The 19199-nt window shown below is 70.7% G+C and carries 12 protein-coding genes; 8 read left to right on the forward strand and 4 right to left on the reverse strand.

The window, feature by feature from the left end:
• Positions 1-4: 4 nt before the first annotated feature.
• On the reverse strand, positions 5-943 hold the full coding sequence (locus tag OG524_RS09025) for a PAC2 family protein (RefSeq protein ID WP_405391467.1): 939 nt from the start codon (positions 941-943) through the stop codon (positions 5-7).
• Positions 944-1239: 296 nt separating this feature from the next.
• Between OG524_RS09025 and OG524_RS09030 the strand changes: the two genes are divergently transcribed.
• Positions 1240-2202 carry a right-handed parallel beta-helix repeat-containing protein gene (locus OG524_RS09030; RefSeq protein WP_405391466.1) on the forward strand — a complete coding sequence of 321 codons (963 nt, stop codon included), beginning with the start codon at positions 1240-1242 and terminating at the stop codon, positions 2200-2202.
• 189 nt (positions 2203-2391) lie between these two features.
• Here the strand turns inward: OG524_RS09030 and rpsA are convergent, their stop codons facing one another.
• Positions 2392-3909 carry a 30S ribosomal protein S1 gene (gene rpsA, locus OG524_RS09035; RefSeq protein ID WP_405391465.1) on the reverse strand — a complete coding sequence of 506 codons (1518 nt, stop codon included), beginning with the start codon at positions 3907-3909 and terminating at the stop codon, positions 2392-2394.
• A 395-nt stretch (positions 3910-4304) separates the two neighbouring features.
• Between rpsA and OG524_RS09040 the strand changes: the two genes are divergently transcribed.
• The gene (locus tag OG524_RS09040; RefSeq protein ID WP_405809753.1) at positions 4305-5153 is read left to right on the forward strand and encodes a class I SAM-dependent methyltransferase; all 849 of its coding nucleotides are present in this window, start codon (positions 4305-4307) and stop codon (positions 5151-5153) included.
• A 25-nt stretch (positions 5154-5178) separates the two neighbouring features.
• The gene (gene hrpB, locus OG524_RS09045) at positions 5179-7677 is read left to right on the forward strand and encodes an ATP-dependent helicase HrpB (RefSeq protein ID WP_405391463.1); all 2499 of its coding nucleotides are present in this window, start codon (positions 5179-5181) and stop codon (positions 7675-7677) included.
• A gap of 76 nt (positions 7678-7753) precedes the next feature.
• Here hrpB and OG524_RS09050 read toward each other — a convergent pair whose 3' ends face one another.
• On the reverse strand, positions 7754-9430 hold the full coding sequence (locus tag OG524_RS09050; protein ID WP_405809755.1) for a lytic transglycosylase domain-containing protein: 1677 nt from the start codon (positions 9428-9430) through the stop codon (positions 7754-7756).
• Positions 9431-9618: 188 nt separating this feature from the next.
• On the opposite strand from OG524_RS09050, the gene OG524_RS09055 reads away from it, so the two are divergent.
• Entirely contained in the window at positions 9619-10497 is an 879-nt protein-coding gene (locus tag OG524_RS09055) for a DUF4184 family protein (protein ID WP_405809757.1), read from the forward strand.
• Positions 10498-10553: 56 nt separating this feature from the next.
• Here OG524_RS09055 and polA read toward each other — a convergent pair whose 3' ends face one another.
• A complete protein-coding gene (gene polA, locus OG524_RS09060; RefSeq protein WP_405809759.1) occupies positions 10554-13268 on the reverse strand; it encodes a DNA polymerase I in 2715 nt (904 codons plus the stop codon).
• A 188-nt stretch (positions 13269-13456) separates the two neighbouring features.
• On the opposite strand from polA, the gene OG524_RS09065 reads away from it, so the two are divergent.
• From OG524_RS09065 to OG524_RS09080, 4 genes are all read left to right on the forward strand, one after another.
• On the forward strand, positions 13457-15745 hold the full coding sequence (locus OG524_RS09065) for an FdhF/YdeP family oxidoreductase (RefSeq protein WP_405391458.1): 2289 nt from the start codon (positions 13457-13459) through the stop codon (positions 15743-15745).
• Positions 15746-15856: 111 nt separating this feature from the next.
• A complete protein-coding gene (locus OG524_RS09070; RefSeq protein WP_405809760.1) occupies positions 15857-16327 on the forward strand; it encodes a PaaI family thioesterase in 471 nt (156 codons plus the stop codon).
• 606 nt (positions 16328-16933) lie between these two features.
• On the forward strand, positions 16934-18163 hold the full coding sequence (locus tag OG524_RS09075) for a branched-chain amino acid ABC transporter substrate-binding protein (protein WP_405391456.1): 1230 nt from the start codon (positions 16934-16936) through the stop codon (positions 18161-18163).
• Between the two features lie 99 nt (positions 18164-18262).
• Complete coding sequence (locus OG524_RS09080; RefSeq protein ID WP_405391455.1) at positions 18263-19195, forward strand: branched-chain amino acid ABC transporter permease; 933 nt, start codon at positions 18263-18265, stop codon at positions 19193-19195.
• Positions 19196-19199 lie beyond the last annotated feature (4 nt).

Below are 19199 nucleotides of genomic sequence, written 5' to 3' on the forward strand. Positions count from 1 at the left end.
ACCCTCAGGAATCGCCTTCACGTTCGGCGAGGAAGCGTTCGAATTCGAGGCCGATCTCGTCGGCCGAGGGAAGGTCGACGGGTTCCGCGACGAGATTGCCCCGGGTCTCGGAGCCCGCGACCGCGTCGTACTGGTGCTCCAGCCCTTCGACGAGCGACACGAGCTCCTCGTCGCCCTGCCCGATCTGCCGGTCGATCTCGGTCTGGGTGCGGTGCGCCTCGGTGCGCAGCGTGTGCGCGACGCTCGGCAGCACCAGGCCGGTGGCGGCCGTGATCGCCTCCAGGGCGGTGAGGGCCGCGTCCGGGTACGAGGAGCGGGCCACGTAGTGCGGCACATGGGCCGCGACACCGAGGACGTCATGGCCGGATTCCATCAGCCGGTACTCGACGAGGGCCTCGGCGGAGCCGGGGACCTGCGCCTCGTCGAACGGGCTTCGGTGTCCGGGCATGAGGTCGGTGCGGTTGCCGTGCGGGGTGATGCCGACCGGGCGGGTGTGCGGGACGCCCATCGGGATGCCGTGGAAGTTGACCGCGAGGCGCACACCGAGCCGCTCCACGATCTGCTCGACGGCGGCGGCGAACCTCTCCCATTCCACGTCCGGTTCGGGCCCGGACAGCAGCAGGAAGGGTGCGCCCGTGGCGTCCTGCACCACCCGGACGTCCAGGGTCGGCGCCTCGAACGCCGTCCAGCGGTCGCGCCGGAAGGTCAGCAGCGGGCGCCGGGCGCGGTAGTCGACCAGCCGGTCGTGGTCGAAGCGGGCCACGATCTGGTGCGGCAGCGTCTCGAGCAGGCCGTCGACGATCTGTTCGCCGGTTTCGCCCGCGTCGATGTATCCGTCGAAGTGGTAGAGCATGACCAGGCCGGCCGACTCCTGGGCGAGCGCCATGTCGACGACGGCCAGGCCCTTCGGCTCCCATTCGTACAAACTCTGCGGATCAGGCACGGTTACCGCTCCTCCTCGTGTTCCTGGACAAGAACGCCCCGTTCGGCACCGGCATTCCCGACCACCTCACTTTTCGCGGCCCGGACGAACGGCCGACGTGCCCGCGCGCGTGTTCCGGACCGTCAGACACCCGCGCGGCCTTCCCTGTTCACCCCTCCACCCCGGCAATGGTCCAGACCTTGACATGCCCATCCCTCCCCCCTAGCGTCACCCGGCAAGGCATTCAGAAACTCGCCCCATGTTCATGTACGAGAACGCACGCGAATCCTTGGACTCTTCGACGGGAAGGCACCCCCATGCGCACCCGCACGCCGCTCCCCGCCCTGCTGGCCACCGTGCTCGCCACCGGTGGCCTGGCCCTCGCCACGGCCGGCGGCGCACAGGCCGCGACGGTCATCGACGTGACCACCGCCGCCCAGCTCAAGGCGGCGCTCACCGCCGCCGCCCCCGGCGACACGATCCGGCTCGCGGACGGCACGTACACCGGCAACTTCAAGGCGACGGCCCCCGCCACCGCTGCCGCCCGGATCACCCTCACCGGGTCCGACAAGGCGGTCCTCACCGCGGGCGCCGGCTACGGCCTGCACCTCAACGGTGCTTCCTACTGGACCGTGTACGGGATCACCGTCACCGGCGGGCAGAAAGGGATCATGGCGGACGCCGCGAAAGGCGTGGTCATCGACTCGGTGAGCGTCCACGACCTCGACATGGAAGGCGTCCACTTCCGCAGGTCCAGCACGGACGGGGTCATCAGGAACTCCCGGATCCACGACACCGGCCACGACGGACGCGGCATGGGCGAGGGCGTGTACGTCGGTTCGGCGGGTGACCTCTCCGACCGGAGCGACCGGATCCACATACTGGGCAACACGATCGGTCCGGGCGTGGGCGGCGAGAACATCGACATCAAGGAAGGCACCACCGGGTCACGGATCATCGGCAACACCTTCGACGGCGGCGGGCTGACCGGCGCCAACTACGACGACTCCTGGGTCGATGTGAAGGGCAACGACGTCCTGGTCGAGGACAACAAGGGCTTCCGTACGAGCAACAACGGCTACGAGACGCACACCCAGCAGAGCGGCTGGGGCTGCGGGACCGTCTTCCGCGGCAACACCTCGGACCTGACCGGCGCCACCGGGGACAGACAGCTCGCCGTGAACGTCACCAACCAGAGCACCGGCTGCCGCACCACCGTCCACAGCAGTAACACGGTCACCGGCGGCAGGGGCCTGACGAACATCGCGGTGACGCCCTGAACACCGCGCCCGGGGCGCAGACGTGACGCCTGGGCCGGGGGCCCAACGCCCGGGACACGCCTGACGCCCAGGGGCACTGTCGAGGACGACGGGCCCCGGAAACGCGAGTGAGGCCCGCTCCCCGAAGGGGGCGGGCCTCACTTACAGCTCTACAGCTACTGCAGCCGATGAGCGACTGGGGTCAGAGCGTCAGCTCTGGCCGCCGGCCAGCTTCTCGCGCAGGGCCGCCAGGGCCTCGTCCGACGCCAGGGCGCCGGCGTTGTCCGCCGACTCCGAGGAGTACGAACCGCCGCCGCCACCGCTGCCGCCGGAGGCAGCCGGGGCACTGCCGGCCGGGGCAGCTGCGCCCTCGGCCGCAGCGGCCTCGTCGGCCTCGCGGGACTTGATGACCTGGGCCTGGTGCTGCTCGAAGCGCGTCTGCGCCTCGGCGTACTGGGTCTCCCAGACCTCGCGCTGCGCCTCGAAGCCCTCGAGCCAGTCGTTGGTCTCGGGGTCGAAGCCCTCGGGGTAGATGTAGTTGCCCTGGTCGTCGTACGACGCGGCCATGCCGTACAGGGTCGGGTCGAACTCGACCGAGGCCGGGTCGCCACCGAAGGCCTCGTTGGCCTGCTTCAGCGAGAGGCTGATGCGGCGGCGCTCGAGGTCGATGTCGATGACCTTGACGAAGATCTCGTCGTTGACCTGGACGACCTGCTCCGGGATCTCCACGTGGCGCTCGGCCAGCTCGGAGATGTGGACCAGACCCTCGATGCCCTCGTCGACGCGCACGAACGCACCGAACGGAACGAGCTTGGTGACCTTACCGGGAACAACCTGCCCGATCTGGTGCGTACGGGCGAACTGCTGCCACGGGTCTTCCTGCGTCGCCTTGAGCGACAGGGAGACACGCTCGCGGTCCATGTCCACGTCGAGAACCTCGACGGTGACTTCCTGACCGACCTCGACGACCTCGGAGGGGTGGTCGATGTGCTTCCAGGAGAGCTCGGAGACGTGCACGAGACCGTCGACGCCACCCAGGTCCACGAAGGCACCGAAGTTGACGATCGAGGAGACGACGCCGGAGCGGACCTGACCCTTCTGCAGGGTCGTGAGGAACGTCTGGCGCACCTCGGACTGGGTCTGCTCGAGCCAGGCGCGGCGGGACAGGACCACGTTGTTGCGGTTCTTGTCCAGCTCGATGATCTTGGCCTCGAGCTCCTTGCCCACGTAGGGCTGGAGGTCGCGGACACGACGCATCTCGACGAGGGACGCCGGCAGGAAGCCACGGAGGCCGATGTCGAGGATGAGACCACCCTTGACGACCTCGATGACGGTACCGGTGACGATGCCGTCTTCTTCCTTGATCTTCTCGATGGTGCCCCAGGCACGCTCGTACTGAGCGCGCTTCTTCGAGAGGATCAGGCGGCCTTCCTTGTCCTCCTTCTGGAGGACCAGGGCCTCGATCTCGTCGCCGACCTTGACGACCTCGTTCGGGTCGACGTCGTGCTTGATCGAGAGCTCGCGGCTCGGGATGACGCCTTCGGTCTTGTAACCGATGTCGAGGAGAACCTCGTCCCGGTCAACCTTGACGATGACGCCGTCAACGATGTCGCCGTCGTTGAAGTACTTGATCGTCTCGTCGATCGCCGCGAGGAACGCGTCCGCGTCGCCGATGTCGTTGACCGCAACCTGCGGAGTGGTGGCGGTGGTCTCGGTGCTGCTCGTCATGTGGGAAAGGGCTCCGGTACGGACAGTGAGTCGTAGGTACTGCTACGCCGAAAGCCCGTATCGCCTCTGCAGAAGCCGGACAGCCTGGAGTGCACCCAACCTGACCGGAAAGGCGCCTCGACAACCGAGGGGACATGCAACAGACGCGAGCGCGGCCTGCTAGGTCTGAAGCGCGCAGGCTCGCAGCGCAACTTGTAGCATACGGGGGCAGCCGGACAGGGTCAATGCGCGAAGGCGCACACCCGGGGCACAACGCCCCAATCCCGGCACAACTCACGTTCACCGAGGCCACATCAGCCTCATCGGTGTGTCGCGCGCATTCGGACGTATCCGCCCGTAGGACACGGGGGGACACCGTCTGCGGCGGGTGAAGGCAAACTACAACGACGGGCACGATGAGCCAAGAGACCTACGACTTCGAACCTGAGGCGACGCGCCGGGAGGCCGGTGAAGCGGAGAGCAGCCGGGCAAGTCGCGGCTGGTGGGACCGCAACGCCGACGAGTACCAGAGCGACCACGGGGCCTTCCTCGGGGACGACCGCTTCGTCTGGGGCCCCGAGGGCCTGGACGAGGCCGACGCCGCCCTGCTGGGCCCCGCGTCCGCCCTGAAGGGCCGGGACGTCCTGGAGATCGGCGCCGGCGCCGCCCAGTGCTCGCGCTGGCTGGCCGCGCAGGGCGCCCGCCCGGTGGCCCTGGACCTCTCCCACCGCCAGCTCCAGCACGCGCTGCGGATCGGCGACGACGTCCCCCTGGTGGAGGCGGACGCGGGCCGGCTGCCGTTCCGCGACGCCTCCTTCGACCTGGTCTGCTCCGCCTACGGCGCGGTGCCCTTCGTCGCGGACCCCGTGCAGGTGTTCCGCGAGGTGCGCCGGGTGCTGCGTCCCGGGGGACGCTGGGTCTTCTCGGTGACCCACCCGATCCGCTGGGCGTTCCCCGACGAGCCCGGCCCCGAAGGACTCTCCGTCGCCGCCTCCTACTTCGACCGCGTGCCGTACGTCGAGCAGGACGAGCACGGCGACGCGGTGTACGTCGAGCACCACAGGACGCTCGGCGACCGCGTCCGGGACGTGGTGGCGGGCGGCTTCCGCCTGGTCGACCTGGTGGAACCGGAGTGGCCCGAGTGGAATCGCCAGGAGTGGGGCGGCTGGTCCCCCCTGCGCGGCCACCTCATCCCCGGGACCGCGATCTTCGTCTGCGAACGGGACCGGCAGGGCGTGAGGGAGCGGGACCACCGGTCCGCGTGAGGGAGCGGCGTACGAGACTGGGGGCGTGATCCGCACCGACGCCCTGGACCAGTTGCCCGTACGCACCGCCCTGCCCGCCCTGGAGCGGGCGCTCGACGACCGGGGGGTCGCGGTGCTCTGCGCACCCCCCGGGACCGGCAAGACGACGCTCGTCCCCCTGGTACTCGCCGGGCTGACCGGTGGCGGCCCGGTGCGCCGGGTGCTCGTCGCCGAGCCCCGGCGGATCGCGGCCCGCGCCGCGGCGCGGCGGATGGCGTGGCTGCTCGGGGAACGGACCGGCGAGCGGGTCGGCTTCACGGTGCGCGGGGAGCGCGTGGTGGGGCGCGGCGCGGTGGTCGAGGTCGTGACCACCGGGGTGCTGCTCCAGCGGCTGCAGCGCGACCAGGAGCTGGCAGGCGTCGACGTGGTGATCATCGACGAGTGCCACGAGCGGCATCTGGACGCGGACACGGTCGCCGCCTTCCTCCTCGACGTACGGGAGGCGATCAGGCCCGATCTGCGGCTGGTCGCGGCGTCGGCGACGACGGACGCGGAAGGCTGGGCCAGGCTGCTGGGCGACGCCCCGGTGGTCGAGGCGCAAGGGGTGTCCCATCCCGTCGAGGTGGTGTGGGCGCCGCCGTCCGGGTCGGTGCGCCCGCCGCACGGGATGCGCGTCGATCCCGCGCTGCTGACGCACGTGGCGGCCGTGGTGCGCCGGGCGCTGGCCGAGCGGGACGGCGACGTGCTCTGTTTCCTGCCCGGGGTCGGGGAGATCGGCCGGGTGGCCGGGCAGCTCGCGGGGGTGGACGCGGAGGTGCTCCAGGTGCACGGGCGGGCGCCCGCGGCCGTGCAGGACGCGGTGCTGGCCGGGTCGTCCGAGCGGCGCCGGGTGGTGCTGTCGACGTCCGTGGCGGAGTCCTCCCTCACGGTGCCGGGCGTGCGGGTGGTCGTGGACTCCGGGCTGGCCAGGGAGCCGCGTACCGACCACGCGCGGGGCCTGAGCGCGCTCACGACCGTACGGGCGTCGCAGGCGGCCGGGCGCCAGCGGGCGGGCCGGGCGGGGCGCGAGGCGCCGGGTGCGGTGTACCGCTGCTGGGAGCAGGCGGAGGACGGACGGCTCGCCCGGTTCCCGTCACCGGAGATCAAGGTGGCCGATCTGACGGCGTTCGCGCTGCAGGCGGCGTGCTGGGGCGCTCCGGACGCCACCGGTCTCGCGCTGCTCGATCCGCCGCCCGCCGGGGCCATGGGCGCGGCGCGGGAGGTGCTGACGGCGGTGGGCGCGGTGGACGCGGCGGGGCGGGTGACCGACCGGGGTGTGCGGATGTCCCGGCTCGGCCTGCATCCCAGGCTGGCGCGGGCGCTGCTGGACGGTGCGGACGAGGTGGGCGGACGGCTGGCCGCGGAGGTGGTGGCGCTGCTGAGCGAGGAGCCGCCACGGGAGTACGGCGACGATCTGGCCGCGGCCCTGCGGACGGCCCGGCGGGGCGGGGACGGTTACGCGGCGCGCTGGCGGCAGGAGGTGAGGCGGCTGTCGTCCTCGCTCGGCAAGGCCGGTGGCGGGGGTTCGTCGGACGACACGGCGGCCGGACTGGTGGCGGCGCTGGCGTTCCCGGAGCGGGTGGCGCGGGCCCGGGGCGAGGGCGCGTTCCTGATGGTGTCGGGCACGGGGGCGGAGCTCCGGGACGGTTCCGGGCTGCGCAGCGCGCCGTGGCTGGCCGTCGCGGTCGCCGACCGGCCGGCCCACGCGGCGTCCGCCCGGGTGCGGCTGGCTGCGGTCGTCGACGAGGACACGGCGCGGCTGGCCGCAGGGCACCTGCGGTTCTCGGGCGAGGAGGTCCGCTGGGTGGACGGCGACGTGGTGGCCCGTTCCGTGGAGCGGCTCGGGGCCGTCGAGCTGTCGGTGCGGGGCCTGAAGCGGCCGGCTCCCGATCTGGTGCGCGGGGCGCTGCTGGAGGGTCTGCGGCGTGAGGGGCCGGGGCTGTTGCGGTGGACCCGGGACAGCGAGCAGCTGCGGCTGCGGCTCGCCTTCCTGCACCGGGTGCTGGGGGCGCCGTGGCCCGACGTCTCGGACGGCGCCTTGCTCGCGCGTGCCGGGGAGTGGCTGGAGCCCGAGCTGTCGCGGGCACGGCGGCGCTCGGACCTGGCGCGGATCGACGCCGGGCAGGCGGTGCGCCGGCTGCTGCCGTGGGCGACGGGCGACGCGGCCCGGCTCGACGAGCTGGCCCCGGAGCGGATCGCGGTGCCGAGCGGGTCGAGGATCCGGGTGGAGTACGGGGGTGAGCAGCCCGTACTCGCTGTGAAGCTCCAGGAGCTGTTCGGGCTGCGTGAGACGCCCAGGGTGGCCGGGGTGCCCGTCCTGGTGCACCTGCTCTCCCCCGCCGGGCGGCCCGCGGCGGTGACGGCGGATCTGGCGTCGTTCTGGCGGGAGGGCTACCGGGCGGTGCGGGCCGAGCTGCGCGGCCGGTACCCGAAGCATCCCTGGCCGGAGGACCCGACGACGGTGGAGGCGACCCGCTACACGTCGGCGCGGCTGCGCCGGGACTGACGTCCCGTCCCGGGGCGGGACGGAAGCAGCCCCCGGCCGGTGGCCGGGGACTGCTCCGCGGTGGTGCGGCTGCGGGTCAGGCTGCGGGTGCCGCCTCGACCTTGAGCTCGACGGTGAGCGTGACACCGCTCGCCGTGGTGAGCCGCAGCGTGTAGGTGCCCGCGGTGTCGTCGGCGAAGATCTCCGGGAGCTTCAGGACTCCGTCGGCACCGGTCTTCAGGTCCGTCAGCGTGCGCACGGGGTCACCGGCGGCGTTCTTGAAGTACGGGCCCTTGTCGTTCTCGGCGGGCGTCTCCCCGTCGGTGATCATCGTGGCGGTGAGGGCGGTGCCCGCGAGGCCCGTCCCCTTGTACGTCGCCCTGACCTCGACCGCGTCGGCGAACCCGGTACCGACGACGGCGCTGAGTGCCTTGTCGTCTGTACGGGCGAGGGCGTCCGCCTGCCGGGCGGTGACGTTCGCCATGTAGGTGAGGACGCGCGGCGCGGTGGTGCCGGCGACCGCCGTCACGACGAACTCACCGGTCTTCTCGCCCGCCGTCAGTACGGGCGCCGTGACGGTGCCGTCAGCTCCGGTGGACAGCGTGACCGTGGTCTTCCCGCCGGCGAACCGGGTGTCGGTGTCGCCGGTGATCGCGAAGGTGACGGGGGTCTTGGCGAGCGGGTCGCCGAGGGTGTTCCTCGCCCGCACCTTGACGCGCTCGGCGAACGCCTCGCCCGCCGTGGCGGTGAGGGTGCCGGTGCCCGTCTTCTCGATGCTGCCGAACCTGTCGGCCGGGGCCGGCGGGGTCGTCGGCGGCGTGGTCGGCGGGGTCGTGGGCGGCTTCGTGGGCGGCGGGGTCGGCTTCGGCGGGGTGGGGTCCGGGCTCGGCGTCGTACCGCCGCCGGGGGTGGCCGGCGGGGTGGGGGACGGCGACGGCGTGGACGAACCGCTGCCCGTGCCGGCCGGGAGGACACCGGTGCCGTCCGGGACCTCGTGGGTGCCGCGCTTGTAGTAGTCGAACCAGGAGCGCACCGTACGCAGGTACTCCCGCGAGTGGTTGTAGCTCAGCACCGCCTGGTCGAGGTCCGCCGCCAGGGCCAGGTCGCGGGTGCCCGCGCAGAGGTAGCGCCCGGCGGACAGCGCCGCGTCGTAGATGTTGTTGGGGTCCTTGCGGCCGTCGCCGTTCCCGTCCTGGCCCCAGGTGGCCCAGGTCTGCGGGATGAACTGCATCGGGCCGACCGCACGGTCGTGGGTCGAGTCCCCGTCGTACGCCCCGCCGTCGCTGTCCTTGATCAGGGCGAAGCCCTGCCCGTTGAGGGCCGGGCCGAGGATCGGGGAGAACGTGGTCCCGTTGTCGTCGACCTTGCCGCCGCGCGCCTGGCCGGACTCGACCTTGCCGATCGCGGCGAGGAGCTGCCACGGCAGCCGGCAGGCGGCGTCGGTGCTCGCGAGGTCCTGCTCGGCCTTCTTGTACGCCGCCAGGATCGTGGCCGGTATGCCCGCTTCCGCACTGCCGGTCACCGGAAGATTCACGGACGAACCGGGCTTGTTGGGCGTGGTGAGCGGCGGCAGGTCCGTGTAGTACGGCGAGTTGCCGGTGGCCGCGCTGTCGCCGGGCGGGGTCTCACCGGCTGCCGCCGGGTCACCGCCCGCCGTACTCGCGGCCAGTGGCGCCGCGGGAGCCTGCGATGCGGAGAGGGCGGCCACCGCGGCGGCGGCCACAGCGGTGGTGGTGGCCCCCCTGCGCAGCCGGCGGCCGAATTGCGCTGCCATACGTTCTGGTCCCTCCCCGTCGACGGCTGTTCGCGCTCCCCAGCGCGAGGACTCAGGCGACCCTACGGCAACGGGCGCCGCCCGAACACCGGCCCATGACCGGTTCTTACTGATTCTTCACCTTCCCGTCGGCAACTTGTACGGCAACCCGGACGGGCGGTGACGGGGGCTCACGCATACTTGCCGCCATGCCCTTCACCCTCAGCCACGCCGCGGCCGTACTCCCGGGGATCCGCCGGTCCGGGACGGGCCGGGGCCCGCTGGTCGCCTCCGCCCTCGTCGCGGGTTCGTTCGCCCCCGACATGACGTACTACGCGGACACGGCGATCCCCGGGGCGATGGAGTTCGGCGAGGTGACGCACTCCGTGTGGGGCGTGTTCACCGTGGACGTGTTCATCACCGGTGCGGTCGTGGCGTTGTGGCTGCTGCTGCGCGAACCGCTGGTCGCCCTGCTGCCGGCGTCGTGGCAGGGCCGCGTGCACACCTTCGTACGGGGCCGGCGGCGGGAACCCGGGGCTCCGGTCCTCCCCGCGGCGGCGTGGTTCGCACTGTCCGCGGTCATCGGCTCGGGCACCCATGTCGTGTGGGACGCCTTCACACATCACAGCCGGTGGGGCACCGAACTGGTGCCGGCCCTCAGCCGGAGCGTCGGCGGTTTCCCGGTGTTCCAGCTGGTCCAGTACGGCAGTTCGGCCGTGGCGCTGACGGTCCTGGCCTGGTTCACGTACTCGGGGCTGCGGCGGACCGCGCCCCTGCCGGTGCCGGAGTCCGTGCCGGTGCTCGGCCGGGCGGAGCGCCGCTGGGCGGTCACGCTGCTCACCGTGTGCGTCCTGCTCGGCGTGGTCCACCGGTGCGCCCGCTGGTGGGCCTACTTCGGGCACATCGACACACCGCTCGACATCATCCCGACCGCCTGCTTCGGCGCCGGTGCGGGACTCGCCGTCGGGCTCGTGCTGTACGGGGTGTGGATGCGGCTGCGCAACCGGACCGCCCTCCGCCCGACGGACGGCCCCGGCACGCAGACCGCACCGGGCCGCCTGGCCGGCGAGGACGCCCTCCGTAGGTGACGAGGGGCGCCCTCCCCGCATGAGGAGGACGCCCTCGCCGGCGGGTGACGGGGCCGTCAGTGGGCTGCCGACTCCCAGTCCGTGCCGACCCCGACCGAGACGTCCAGCGGAGCACGGAGCTCGACCGCCGTGGACATCTCCCTGCGGAGGATCTCCTCGACCCGCTCGCGCTCGCCCCCGGCGATCTCCAGGACGATTTCGTCATGGACCTGGAGCAGCATCCGCGAGGTCAGCTTCGCCTCGGTCAGCGCCTTGTCCACCTTGAGCATCGCGACCTTCACGATGTCGGCCGCGGTCCCCTGGATCGGGGCGTTGAGCGCCATCCGCTCGGCCATCTCGCGCCGCTGGCGGTTGTCACTGGTCAGGTCGGGGAGATACCGGCGGCGGCCGAAGACCGTCTCCGTGTACCCGGTGGACCTGGCCTCCTCCACGACACGGTGGAGATAGTCGCGGACACCGCCGAACCGCTCGAAGTAGGTGTCCATCAGCCCGCGCGCCTCGCCGGGCTCGATGTTCAGCTGCTGGGAGAGCCCGAACGCGGAGAGCCCGTACGCCAGTCCGTACGACATCGCCTTGATCTTGCGGCGCATCTCGGCGTCGACGGCCGGCTTCTCGACGCCGAACACCTGCGAGGCGACCGTCGTGTGCAGGTCCTCCCCCGAGGTGAACGCCTCGATCAGACCGGCGTCCTCCGAGAGGTGCGCCATCACACGCAGCTCGATCTGGCTGTAGTCCGCCGTCATCAGCGTCTCGAAGCCCTCGCCGACGACGAAGCCCCTGCGGATCGCCCGCCCCTCGTCCGTACGGACCGGGATGTTCTGCAGATTCGGGTCCGTGGAGGAGAGCCGACCGGTCGCCGCGACCGTCTGGTTGAACGTGGTGTGGATGCGGCCGTCCGCACCGATCGTCTTGACCAGGCCTTCGACCGTGACCCGCAGCTTCGCCTGCTCACGGTGGCGCAGCATGATGACCGGCAGCTCGTGCTCGGTCTGCGCGGCCAGCCAGGCCAGCGCGTCGGCGTCCGTCGTGTAGCCCGTCTTCGTCTTCTTCGTCTTGGGCAGCGCCAGCTCACCGAAGAGGACTTCCTGGAGCTGCTTGGGCGAGCCGAGGTTGAACTCGCGGCCCACCGCGGCGTGCGCCTCCTTCACCGCCTGCTGCACCGCGCCCGCGAACTGCTGCTCCATGCCTTCCAGATGCTCCTGGTCGGCCGCGATGCCGTGCCGCTCCAGACGGGCCAGCAGGATCGACGTGGGCAGCTCCATGTCGTGCAACAGATCCGCTGCACCGACCTCCCGCAGACGCACCGTGAACGCGTCGCCCAGATCCAGGACGGCACGGGCCTGCGACATCAGCGCGTCGGCCTCGGCCCTGTCGTCGGCGCCGAAGGCCAGCTGGCCGTCGGACGCGGCGGCGGGGGCCAGCTCACGGCCCAGGTACTCCACGGACAGCGCGTCCAGGGCGAACGAGCGGCGGCCGGGCTTGACCAGGTAGGCGGCCAGCGCGGTGTCCATCGTGACGCCGTCGATCCGCCAGCCCTGCTCGGGGAAGACCCGCATGGCACTTTTCGCGTTGTGCATGACCTTGGGGCGCTCCGGGTCGGCGACCCACGCGGCGAACGCCCGCTCGTCGGCCTCGTCGAGCCGCGCGGGGTCGAACCAGGCTGCGGCCCCGTCCGCGGCGGCCAGCGCCACCTCGGTCACGCTGCCCGTCCCCAGCGTCCAGGTGTCGACCGTGACGACACCGAGCGGCTGCCCGCCGTGGGCCTCCAGCCAGGGCGCCACCTCGCCCGGACCCAGCACCGAACCGTCCAGCTCGACACCGGACGCGGGCTCGGGAACCTCCTCCTGCCCGGCCGCACCGGGGTCGACGGCCATCAGCCGCTCACGCAGGCTCGGGTTACGGATCTCCAGGACGTCCAGCACACCGGTGACCGCCGTGCGGTCGTACGGAGCGCGCTCCAGCTCCTGCGGGGCCTTCGGCAGTTCCACGTCGCGGACCATCTCGGTCAGCCGGCGGTTCATCCGGACCGCGTCCAGATGGTCGCGGAAATTCTGCCCGGCCTTGCCCTTGACCTCCTCGGCACGCGCCACGAGGTCGTCGAACGAACCGAACTGGTTGATCCACTTCGCGGCGGTCTTCTCACCGACACCCGGGATGCCCGGAAGATTGTCCGACGGGTCGCCACGCAGCGCCGCGAAGTCCGGATACTGCCGCGGGGTGAGCCCGTACTTCTCCTCGACCTTCGCCGGGGTGAAGCGCGTCAGCTCGGAGACACCCTTCGTCGGGTACAGCACCGTCACGTTGTCCGTGATCAGCTGGAAGGAGTCCCGGTCACCCGTGACGATCAGCACCTCGAAACCCGCGGCCTCGGCCTGCGTGGCCAGCGTCGCGATGACGTCGTCCGCCTCGAAGCCGTCGACGGCGAACCGGTCGGCGTGCATCGCGTCGAGCAGCTCGCCGATCAGTTCCACCTGCCCCTTGAACTCGTCGGGGGTCTTGGAACGATTCGCCTTGTACGCGGGGAACTCCTGCGAACGCCACGTCTTGCGGGACACGTCGAACGCCACCGCGAAGTGCGTGGGCGCCTCGTCGCGCAGCGTGTTCGCCAGCATCGACGCGAAGCCGTACACGGCGTTCGTCGGCTGCCCCGTGCCGGTCGTGAAATTCTCCGCGGGGAGCGCAAAGAACGCCCGGTACGCCAGGGAGTGCCCGTCCATCAGGAGCAGGCGCGGTCGGTTGTCTGCCGTCTTCTTCGATGCCGTCTCAGCCACGCCCCCGATCCTGCCACGGACCACTGACAATCCGGACCGGCCGCCGCTCGTCCCCCACTCGCGCACCGGTCGAGCCCGGTGGCACAGCTCCCGCCGGGACCTCCCGGATCCCCGACTTCCCACCAGGCACCCCGGCACAGGTGCATGACACGATCAAAGGAGGAAGAAGCGCTCGAAGGGGAGCAACCATGGCCACCAAGCCCCCGACCGGTGACCCGGTCCAGGACGCCCCGCAGGTCGAAGCGGTCCAGCGCGCAGCCGCAGGGCTGCCCGCCGTCGCCCACAGTCTGCTCATCGCCCAGCAGCAGATGGGGGTAAGGCGCACCGCGCAGACCCTCCTCAAGGTCAACCAGAAGGACGGCTTCGACTGTCCCGGCTGCGCCTGGCCGGAAGGCGACAAGCGGCACACCGCCGAATTCTGCGAGAACGGCGCCAAGGCCGTCGCCGAGGAGGCGACCCTGCGCCGTGTGACCCCCGGCTTCTTCGCCGCGCACCCCGTCGCCGACCTGGCAGGCCGCAGCGGCTACTGGCTCGGCCAGCAGGGCCGCATCACGCAACCTGTGTATCTCCCCGAGGGCGCCGACCGGTACGAGCCCGTGACCTGGGAGCGCGCCTTCAAGATCCTCGCCGAGGAGCTCACGGCGCTCGACTCCCCCGACGAGGCGCTGTTCTACACCTCGGGCCGCACCAGCAACGAGGCCGCGTTCCTGCTCCAGCTCTTCGCCCGGGAGTTCGGCACCAACAACCTTCCGGACTGCTCCAACATGTGCCACGAGTCGTCGGGATCGGCCCTCACCGAGACCATCGGCATCGGCAAGGGGAGCGTCAGCCTGGAGGACCTCCACCAGGCCGACCTGATCATCGTCGCCGGACAGAACCCGGGCACCAACCACCCCCGGATGCTCTCCGCCCTGGAACGGGCCAAGGCCTCCGGAGCGAAGATCATCTCGGTGAACCCGCTGCCCGAGGCCGGTATGGAACGGTTCAAGAACCCGCAGACCGCCCGCGGCATGCTCAAGGGCGCGGCCCTCAACGACCTCTTCCTGCAGATCCGCATCGGCGGCGACCAGGCCCTCTTCCGCCTCCTCAACAAGATGATCCTGGAGACCGAAGGAGCCGTCGACACCGCATTCGTCGCCGAACACACCCACGGGTACGAGGAGTTCGCCGAGGCCGCCCGCACCGCCGACTGGGCCGGGACCCTCGCCGCCACCGGCCTGGAGCGCGAGGCCATCGAGCAGGCCCTCGCCATGGTCCTCGCCTCGAAGCGCACCGTCGTCTGCTGGGCCATGGGCCTCACCCAGCACAAGCACTCCGTACCGACCATCCGCGAAGTGGTCAACTTCCTCCTGCTGCGCGGCAACATCGGCCGGCCCGGCGCCGGGGTGTGCCCCGTACGCGGCCACTCCAACGTCCAGGGCGACCGCACCATGGGCATCTTCGAACGGCCCCCGGCCGCCTTCCTCGACGCCCTGGACCAGGAATTCGGCATCACCTCACCGCGCCACCACGGCTACGACGTCGTCCGGTCCATCCAGGCACTGCGCGACGGCGAAGCCAAGGTCTTCTTCGCCATGGGCGGCAACTTCGTCGCCGCGACACCCGACACCGCCGTCACCGAAGCCGCGATGCGCCGCGCCCGGCTCACCGTCCACGTGTCCACCAAGCTCAACCGTTCCCACGCCGTGACCGGCACCCGCGCCCTGATCCTGCCCACCCTCGGACGCACCGACAAGGACGTCCAGGCGGGAACGAAGCAGTTCGTCACCGTCGAGGACTCCATGGGCCTCGTCCACTCCTCGCGCGGCAACCTCGCCCCCGCGAGCCCCCATCTGCTCTCCGAACCCGCCATCGTCGCCCGCCTGGCCCGCGCCGTCCTCGGCCCCCGGTCCGCCACACCCTGGGAGGACTTCGAGAAGGACTACGGGACGATCCGCGACCGGATCTCCCGCGTCGTGCCCGGCTTCGAGGACTTCAACGCCCGCGTCGCACGACCGGGCGGCTTCGCCCTGCCCCACGCCCCGCGCGACGAACGCCGCTTCCCCACCGCCACCGGCAAGGCCAACTTCACCGCCGCACCGGTCGAGTACCCCGAACTCCCCGAAGGCAGGCTGCTGTTGCAGACCCTGCGCTCCCACGACCAGTACAACACCACGATCTACGGCCTCGACGACCGCTACCGCGGCATCAGGGGCGGCCGCCGCATCGTCATGGTCAACCCCGAGGACGCCCGCGCGCTCGGGCTGGCCGACGGCTCGTACACCGACCTCGTGAGCGAGTGGAAGGACTGCGTCGAGCGCCGGGCACCGGGCTTCCGCGTCGTGCACTACCCGACCGCACGGGGCTGCGCCGCCGCGTACTACCCCGAGACCAACGTGCTCGTCCCGCTCGACGCCACCGCGGACACCAGCAACACCCCGGCCAGCAAGTCGGTCGTCGTCCGCTTCGAGCAGGCAGGGGAGGAGCCGGGCCACTGAGCCCGACCGGGACGAGGACCGCGGACACCGGCCCCTAAGCGTTCGCTCAGCCGTCTGATAGGAACAGGGCACACAGCAACGAACAACCACAGACGATCGGAGCCGGACCCCATGGGCGAGCACACCGCACCCACGTTCCCCCAGGAGATCATCGACGAGTACGCCGCACTCGGCGTCGACCTCCCCGCCCTCTTCTCCGCCGGGCACCTCGGCGAGCGCATGGGCGTCACGATCGTCGAGGCGTCCGCCGAGCGCGTCGTGGGCACCATGCCCGTCGAGGGCAACACCCAGCCCTACGGCCTGCTCCACGGCGGCGCCTCGGCCGTCCTCGCCGAGACCCTCGGATCCATCGGCAGCATGCTCCACGGCGGAGCCGGCAAGATCGCCGTCGGCGTGGACCTGAACTGCACCCACCACCGCGGCGCACGCAGCGGACTCGTGACGGGCGTCGCCACCCCCGTGCACCGCGGCCGCTCCACCGCCACCTACGAAATCGTCATCACCGACGAACTGGACAAGCGGGTCTGTACCGCCCGTCTCACCTGCCTCCTGCGCGAGACGGAACGGCCCGCCGCCGGCTGACGACCCGACCCCGGAACCTGCCGCCCGGTCCGGAATGCACACCGCATTCCGGACCGGGCGGACCCATATCCGAAGCATTTCCCGAATGTTGCCGGACACGCACGGTCAACACCCCCTGACCGGCGCACATGTTCCATGAGGCTCTTCAGCAGCCGCTCAGGCAGCCGCTCAGGCAGCCGCAGCGAATCGAACACATCTCCAGATGTAACACTGCGTAACAAGTGCGCAATACACGAAAACGCCCCCCTCACCCCCCGCCGACCCGTCGGCGCAACCTCGTCACGCCCCTTGCGCCCCGATTCGTGCGACAGCACCAAGATCCACCCAAGCCCCTTAGCAGAGCTGCGCGTTCTCACGATGCGGTCACTTCGCCGTCCAGCAGAAAGCCGTACATGTCCACACAGCCACCTCAAGCCTTGCTCAAGGGCATAACAAGACAGTCACATCCTGCTCCACCCCCGTCCCCGACCCCGCCCCTGCCCATAGAGTCACCGCCAGTCACCGCGCCGCCGGGCGTGTCTGCTCACGGCCCTGTATCGACCAGTACAGCCCGGCGAAGTCACGGCACCTCATGCAGAGGAGGCCGCGCCAGGGAAAGGACCTTTCGTGCGACACCGTTCTTTGATCATCCTCACCACAGTGCTCACCACCGGTGCACTCACTCTCACCGCCTGCGGGTCGCGCGACGACAACAGCAAGGGCAACAGCGACAGCAAGACCACCGTCGTCATCGGTGTCGACGCCCCGCTGACCGGCTCCCTCTCCGCACTCGGCCAGGGCATCAAGAACTCCGTGGACCTCGCGGCCAAGACCGCGAACAAGAACAACGAAGTCCCCGGCATCGAGTTCAAGATCGAAGCCCTCGACGACCAGGCCGTCCCCGCCTCCGGACAGGCCAACGCCACCAAGCTCGTCGGCAACAAGGACGTCCTCGGAGCCGTCGGCCCGCTGAACTCGGGCGTCGCCCAGTCCATGCAGGGCGTCTTCGACAAGGCAGACCTCGCCCAGGTCTCCCCCGCCAACACCAACCCGGCACTCAGCCAGGGCGACAACTGGGCCACCGGCGACCCCAAGCGCACCTTCAAGACCTACTTCCGCACCTGCGCCACCGACGTCGTCCAGGGCAAGTTCGCCGCCCAGTACCTGTACAACGACGCCAAGAAGAAGAAGGTCTACGTCGTCGACGACAAGCAGACCTACGGCGCCGGCCTCGCCGCGATCTTCTCCGCGGAGTTCGAGCGCCTCGGCGGCAAGGTCGTCGGCACCGACCACGTCACGGTGAAGGAGACCGACTTCTCCAGCACCGCCGACAAGGTCAAGAGCTCCGGCGCCGACTCCGTCTACTACGGCGGCCAGTACCCCGAGGGCGGCCTGCTCTCCGACCAGATCAAGAAGACCGGCGCCAAGATCCCCACCATGGGCGGCGACGGCATCTACGACCCCGCCTTCATCAGCGCCTCCGGTGAGGCCAACGACGGCGACCTCGCCACGTCCATCGGCTACCCCGTCGAGGCCCTCCCGACCGCCAAGCAGTTCATCACGGACTACGCGGCCGGCGGCTACAAGGACCCGTACGCGGCCTACGGCGGCTACTCCTACGACGCCGGATGGGCCATCATCCAGGCCGTCAAGGCCGTCGTCGCCGACAACGACGGCAAGCTCCCCGAGGACGCCCGCGCCAAGGTCACCGAGGCCATGTCCAAGGTCTCCTTCGACGGCGTGACCGGCAAGGTCTCCTTCGACGAGTTCGGTGACACCACCAACAAGCAGCTCACCGTCTACGAGGTCCAGAAGGGCGCCTGGAAGGACGTCAAGAGCGCCACGTTCGAAGACTGATCACCCAGCACACCCACAGCACATGCTCCTGACCGCGCGAGGGCGCAAACAGCGCCCTCGCGCGGTGTCATATCCGACAAGCTCATCGGAGGCACTGCGGTGAACGAACTGCCGCAACAGCTGGCCAACGGTCTCGCACTCGGCGCGCTCTATGGCCTCATAGCCATCGGGTACACCATGGTGTACGGCATCGTCCAGCTCATCAACTTCGCCCACGGCGAGATCTTCATGATCGGGGGCTTCGGCGCCCTCACCACCTACCTGGCGCTCCCCAGCGGAACGTCTCTCCTGGTGGCCATACCCCTCATGATCGTCGGCGGCGCAATCGCCTCCGTCGCCGTAGCAACAGCCGCGGAACGCTTCGCCTACCGACCACTGCGCGGAGCCCCCCGACTGGCACCCCTCATCACCGCGATCGGCCTCTCGATCGTCCTCCAGCAGCTTGTCTGGGGCTTCTACCCCGACGCGAAGAAGCCCCTCAGCTTCCCCGAATTCCACGGTGGCTCCTTCCAGCTGTTCGACAACCTCTACATCCAGCGCGCCGACGCCTTCATCCTCGTCCTCGCCCCCCTGTGCATGCTCGCCCTCGGCATGTTCGTCTCCAAGAGCCGCAGCGGCCGCGCCATGCAGGCCACCGCACAGGACCCCGACACGGCGAAGCTCATGGGCATCAACACCGACCGCATCATCGTGATGGCCTTCGCCATCGGTGCCGCGTTCGCAGCCGTCGCAGCCGTCGCCTACGGACTCGACAAGGGCCAGATCGGCTGGGAGATGGGCTTCCTCCTCGGACTCAAGGCCTTCACCGCCGCAGTCCTCGGCGGCATCGGCAACATCTACGGAGCCATGGTCGGCGGAGTCGTCCTCGGCCTCGCCGAAGCCCTCTCGATCGCCTACATCGAAGAGATCCCCGGCATGCAGCAGCTCGGCGGCGGCGCCTGGGCCAACGTCTGGGCATTCGTACTTCTCATCGTCGTCCTCCTCGTCAGGCCACAAGGCCTGCTCGGTGAGCGCGTCGCGGATCGGGCGTGAGAGC

Source organism: Streptomyces sp. NBC_01520, from assembly GCF_045040375.1.
Classification (GTDB): Bacteria; Actinomycetota; Actinomycetes; order Streptomycetales; family Streptomycetaceae; genus Streptomyces.

Coding starts and splice junctions, on each gene's coding strand:
- OG524_RS09030 (WP_405391466.1), top strand. CDS start 1,240: ATGCGCACCCGCACGCCGCTCCCCGCCCTGCTGGCCACCGTGCTCGCC.
- rpsA (WP_405391465.1), bottom strand. CDS start 3,909: ATGACGAGCAGCACCGAGACCACCGCCACCACTCCGCAGGTTGCGGTC.
- OG524_RS09040 (WP_405809753.1), top strand. CDS start 4,305: ATGAGCCAAGAGACCTACGACTTCGAACCTGAGGCGACGCGCCGGGAG.
- OG524_RS09050 (WP_405809755.1), bottom strand. CDS start 9,430: ATGGCAGCGCAATTCGGCCGCCGGCTGCGCAGGGGGGCCACCACCACC.
- OG524_RS09055 (WP_405809757.1), top strand. CDS start 9,619: ATGCCCTTCACCCTCAGCCACGCCGCGGCCGTACTCCCGGGGATCCGC.
- OG524_RS09065 (WP_405391458.1), top strand. CDS start 13,457: ATGGCCACCAAGCCCCCGACCGGTGACCCGGTCCAGGACGCCCCGCAG.
- OG524_RS09070 (WP_405809760.1), top strand. CDS start 15,857: ATGGGCGAGCACACCGCACCCACGTTCCCCCAGGAGATCATCGACGAG.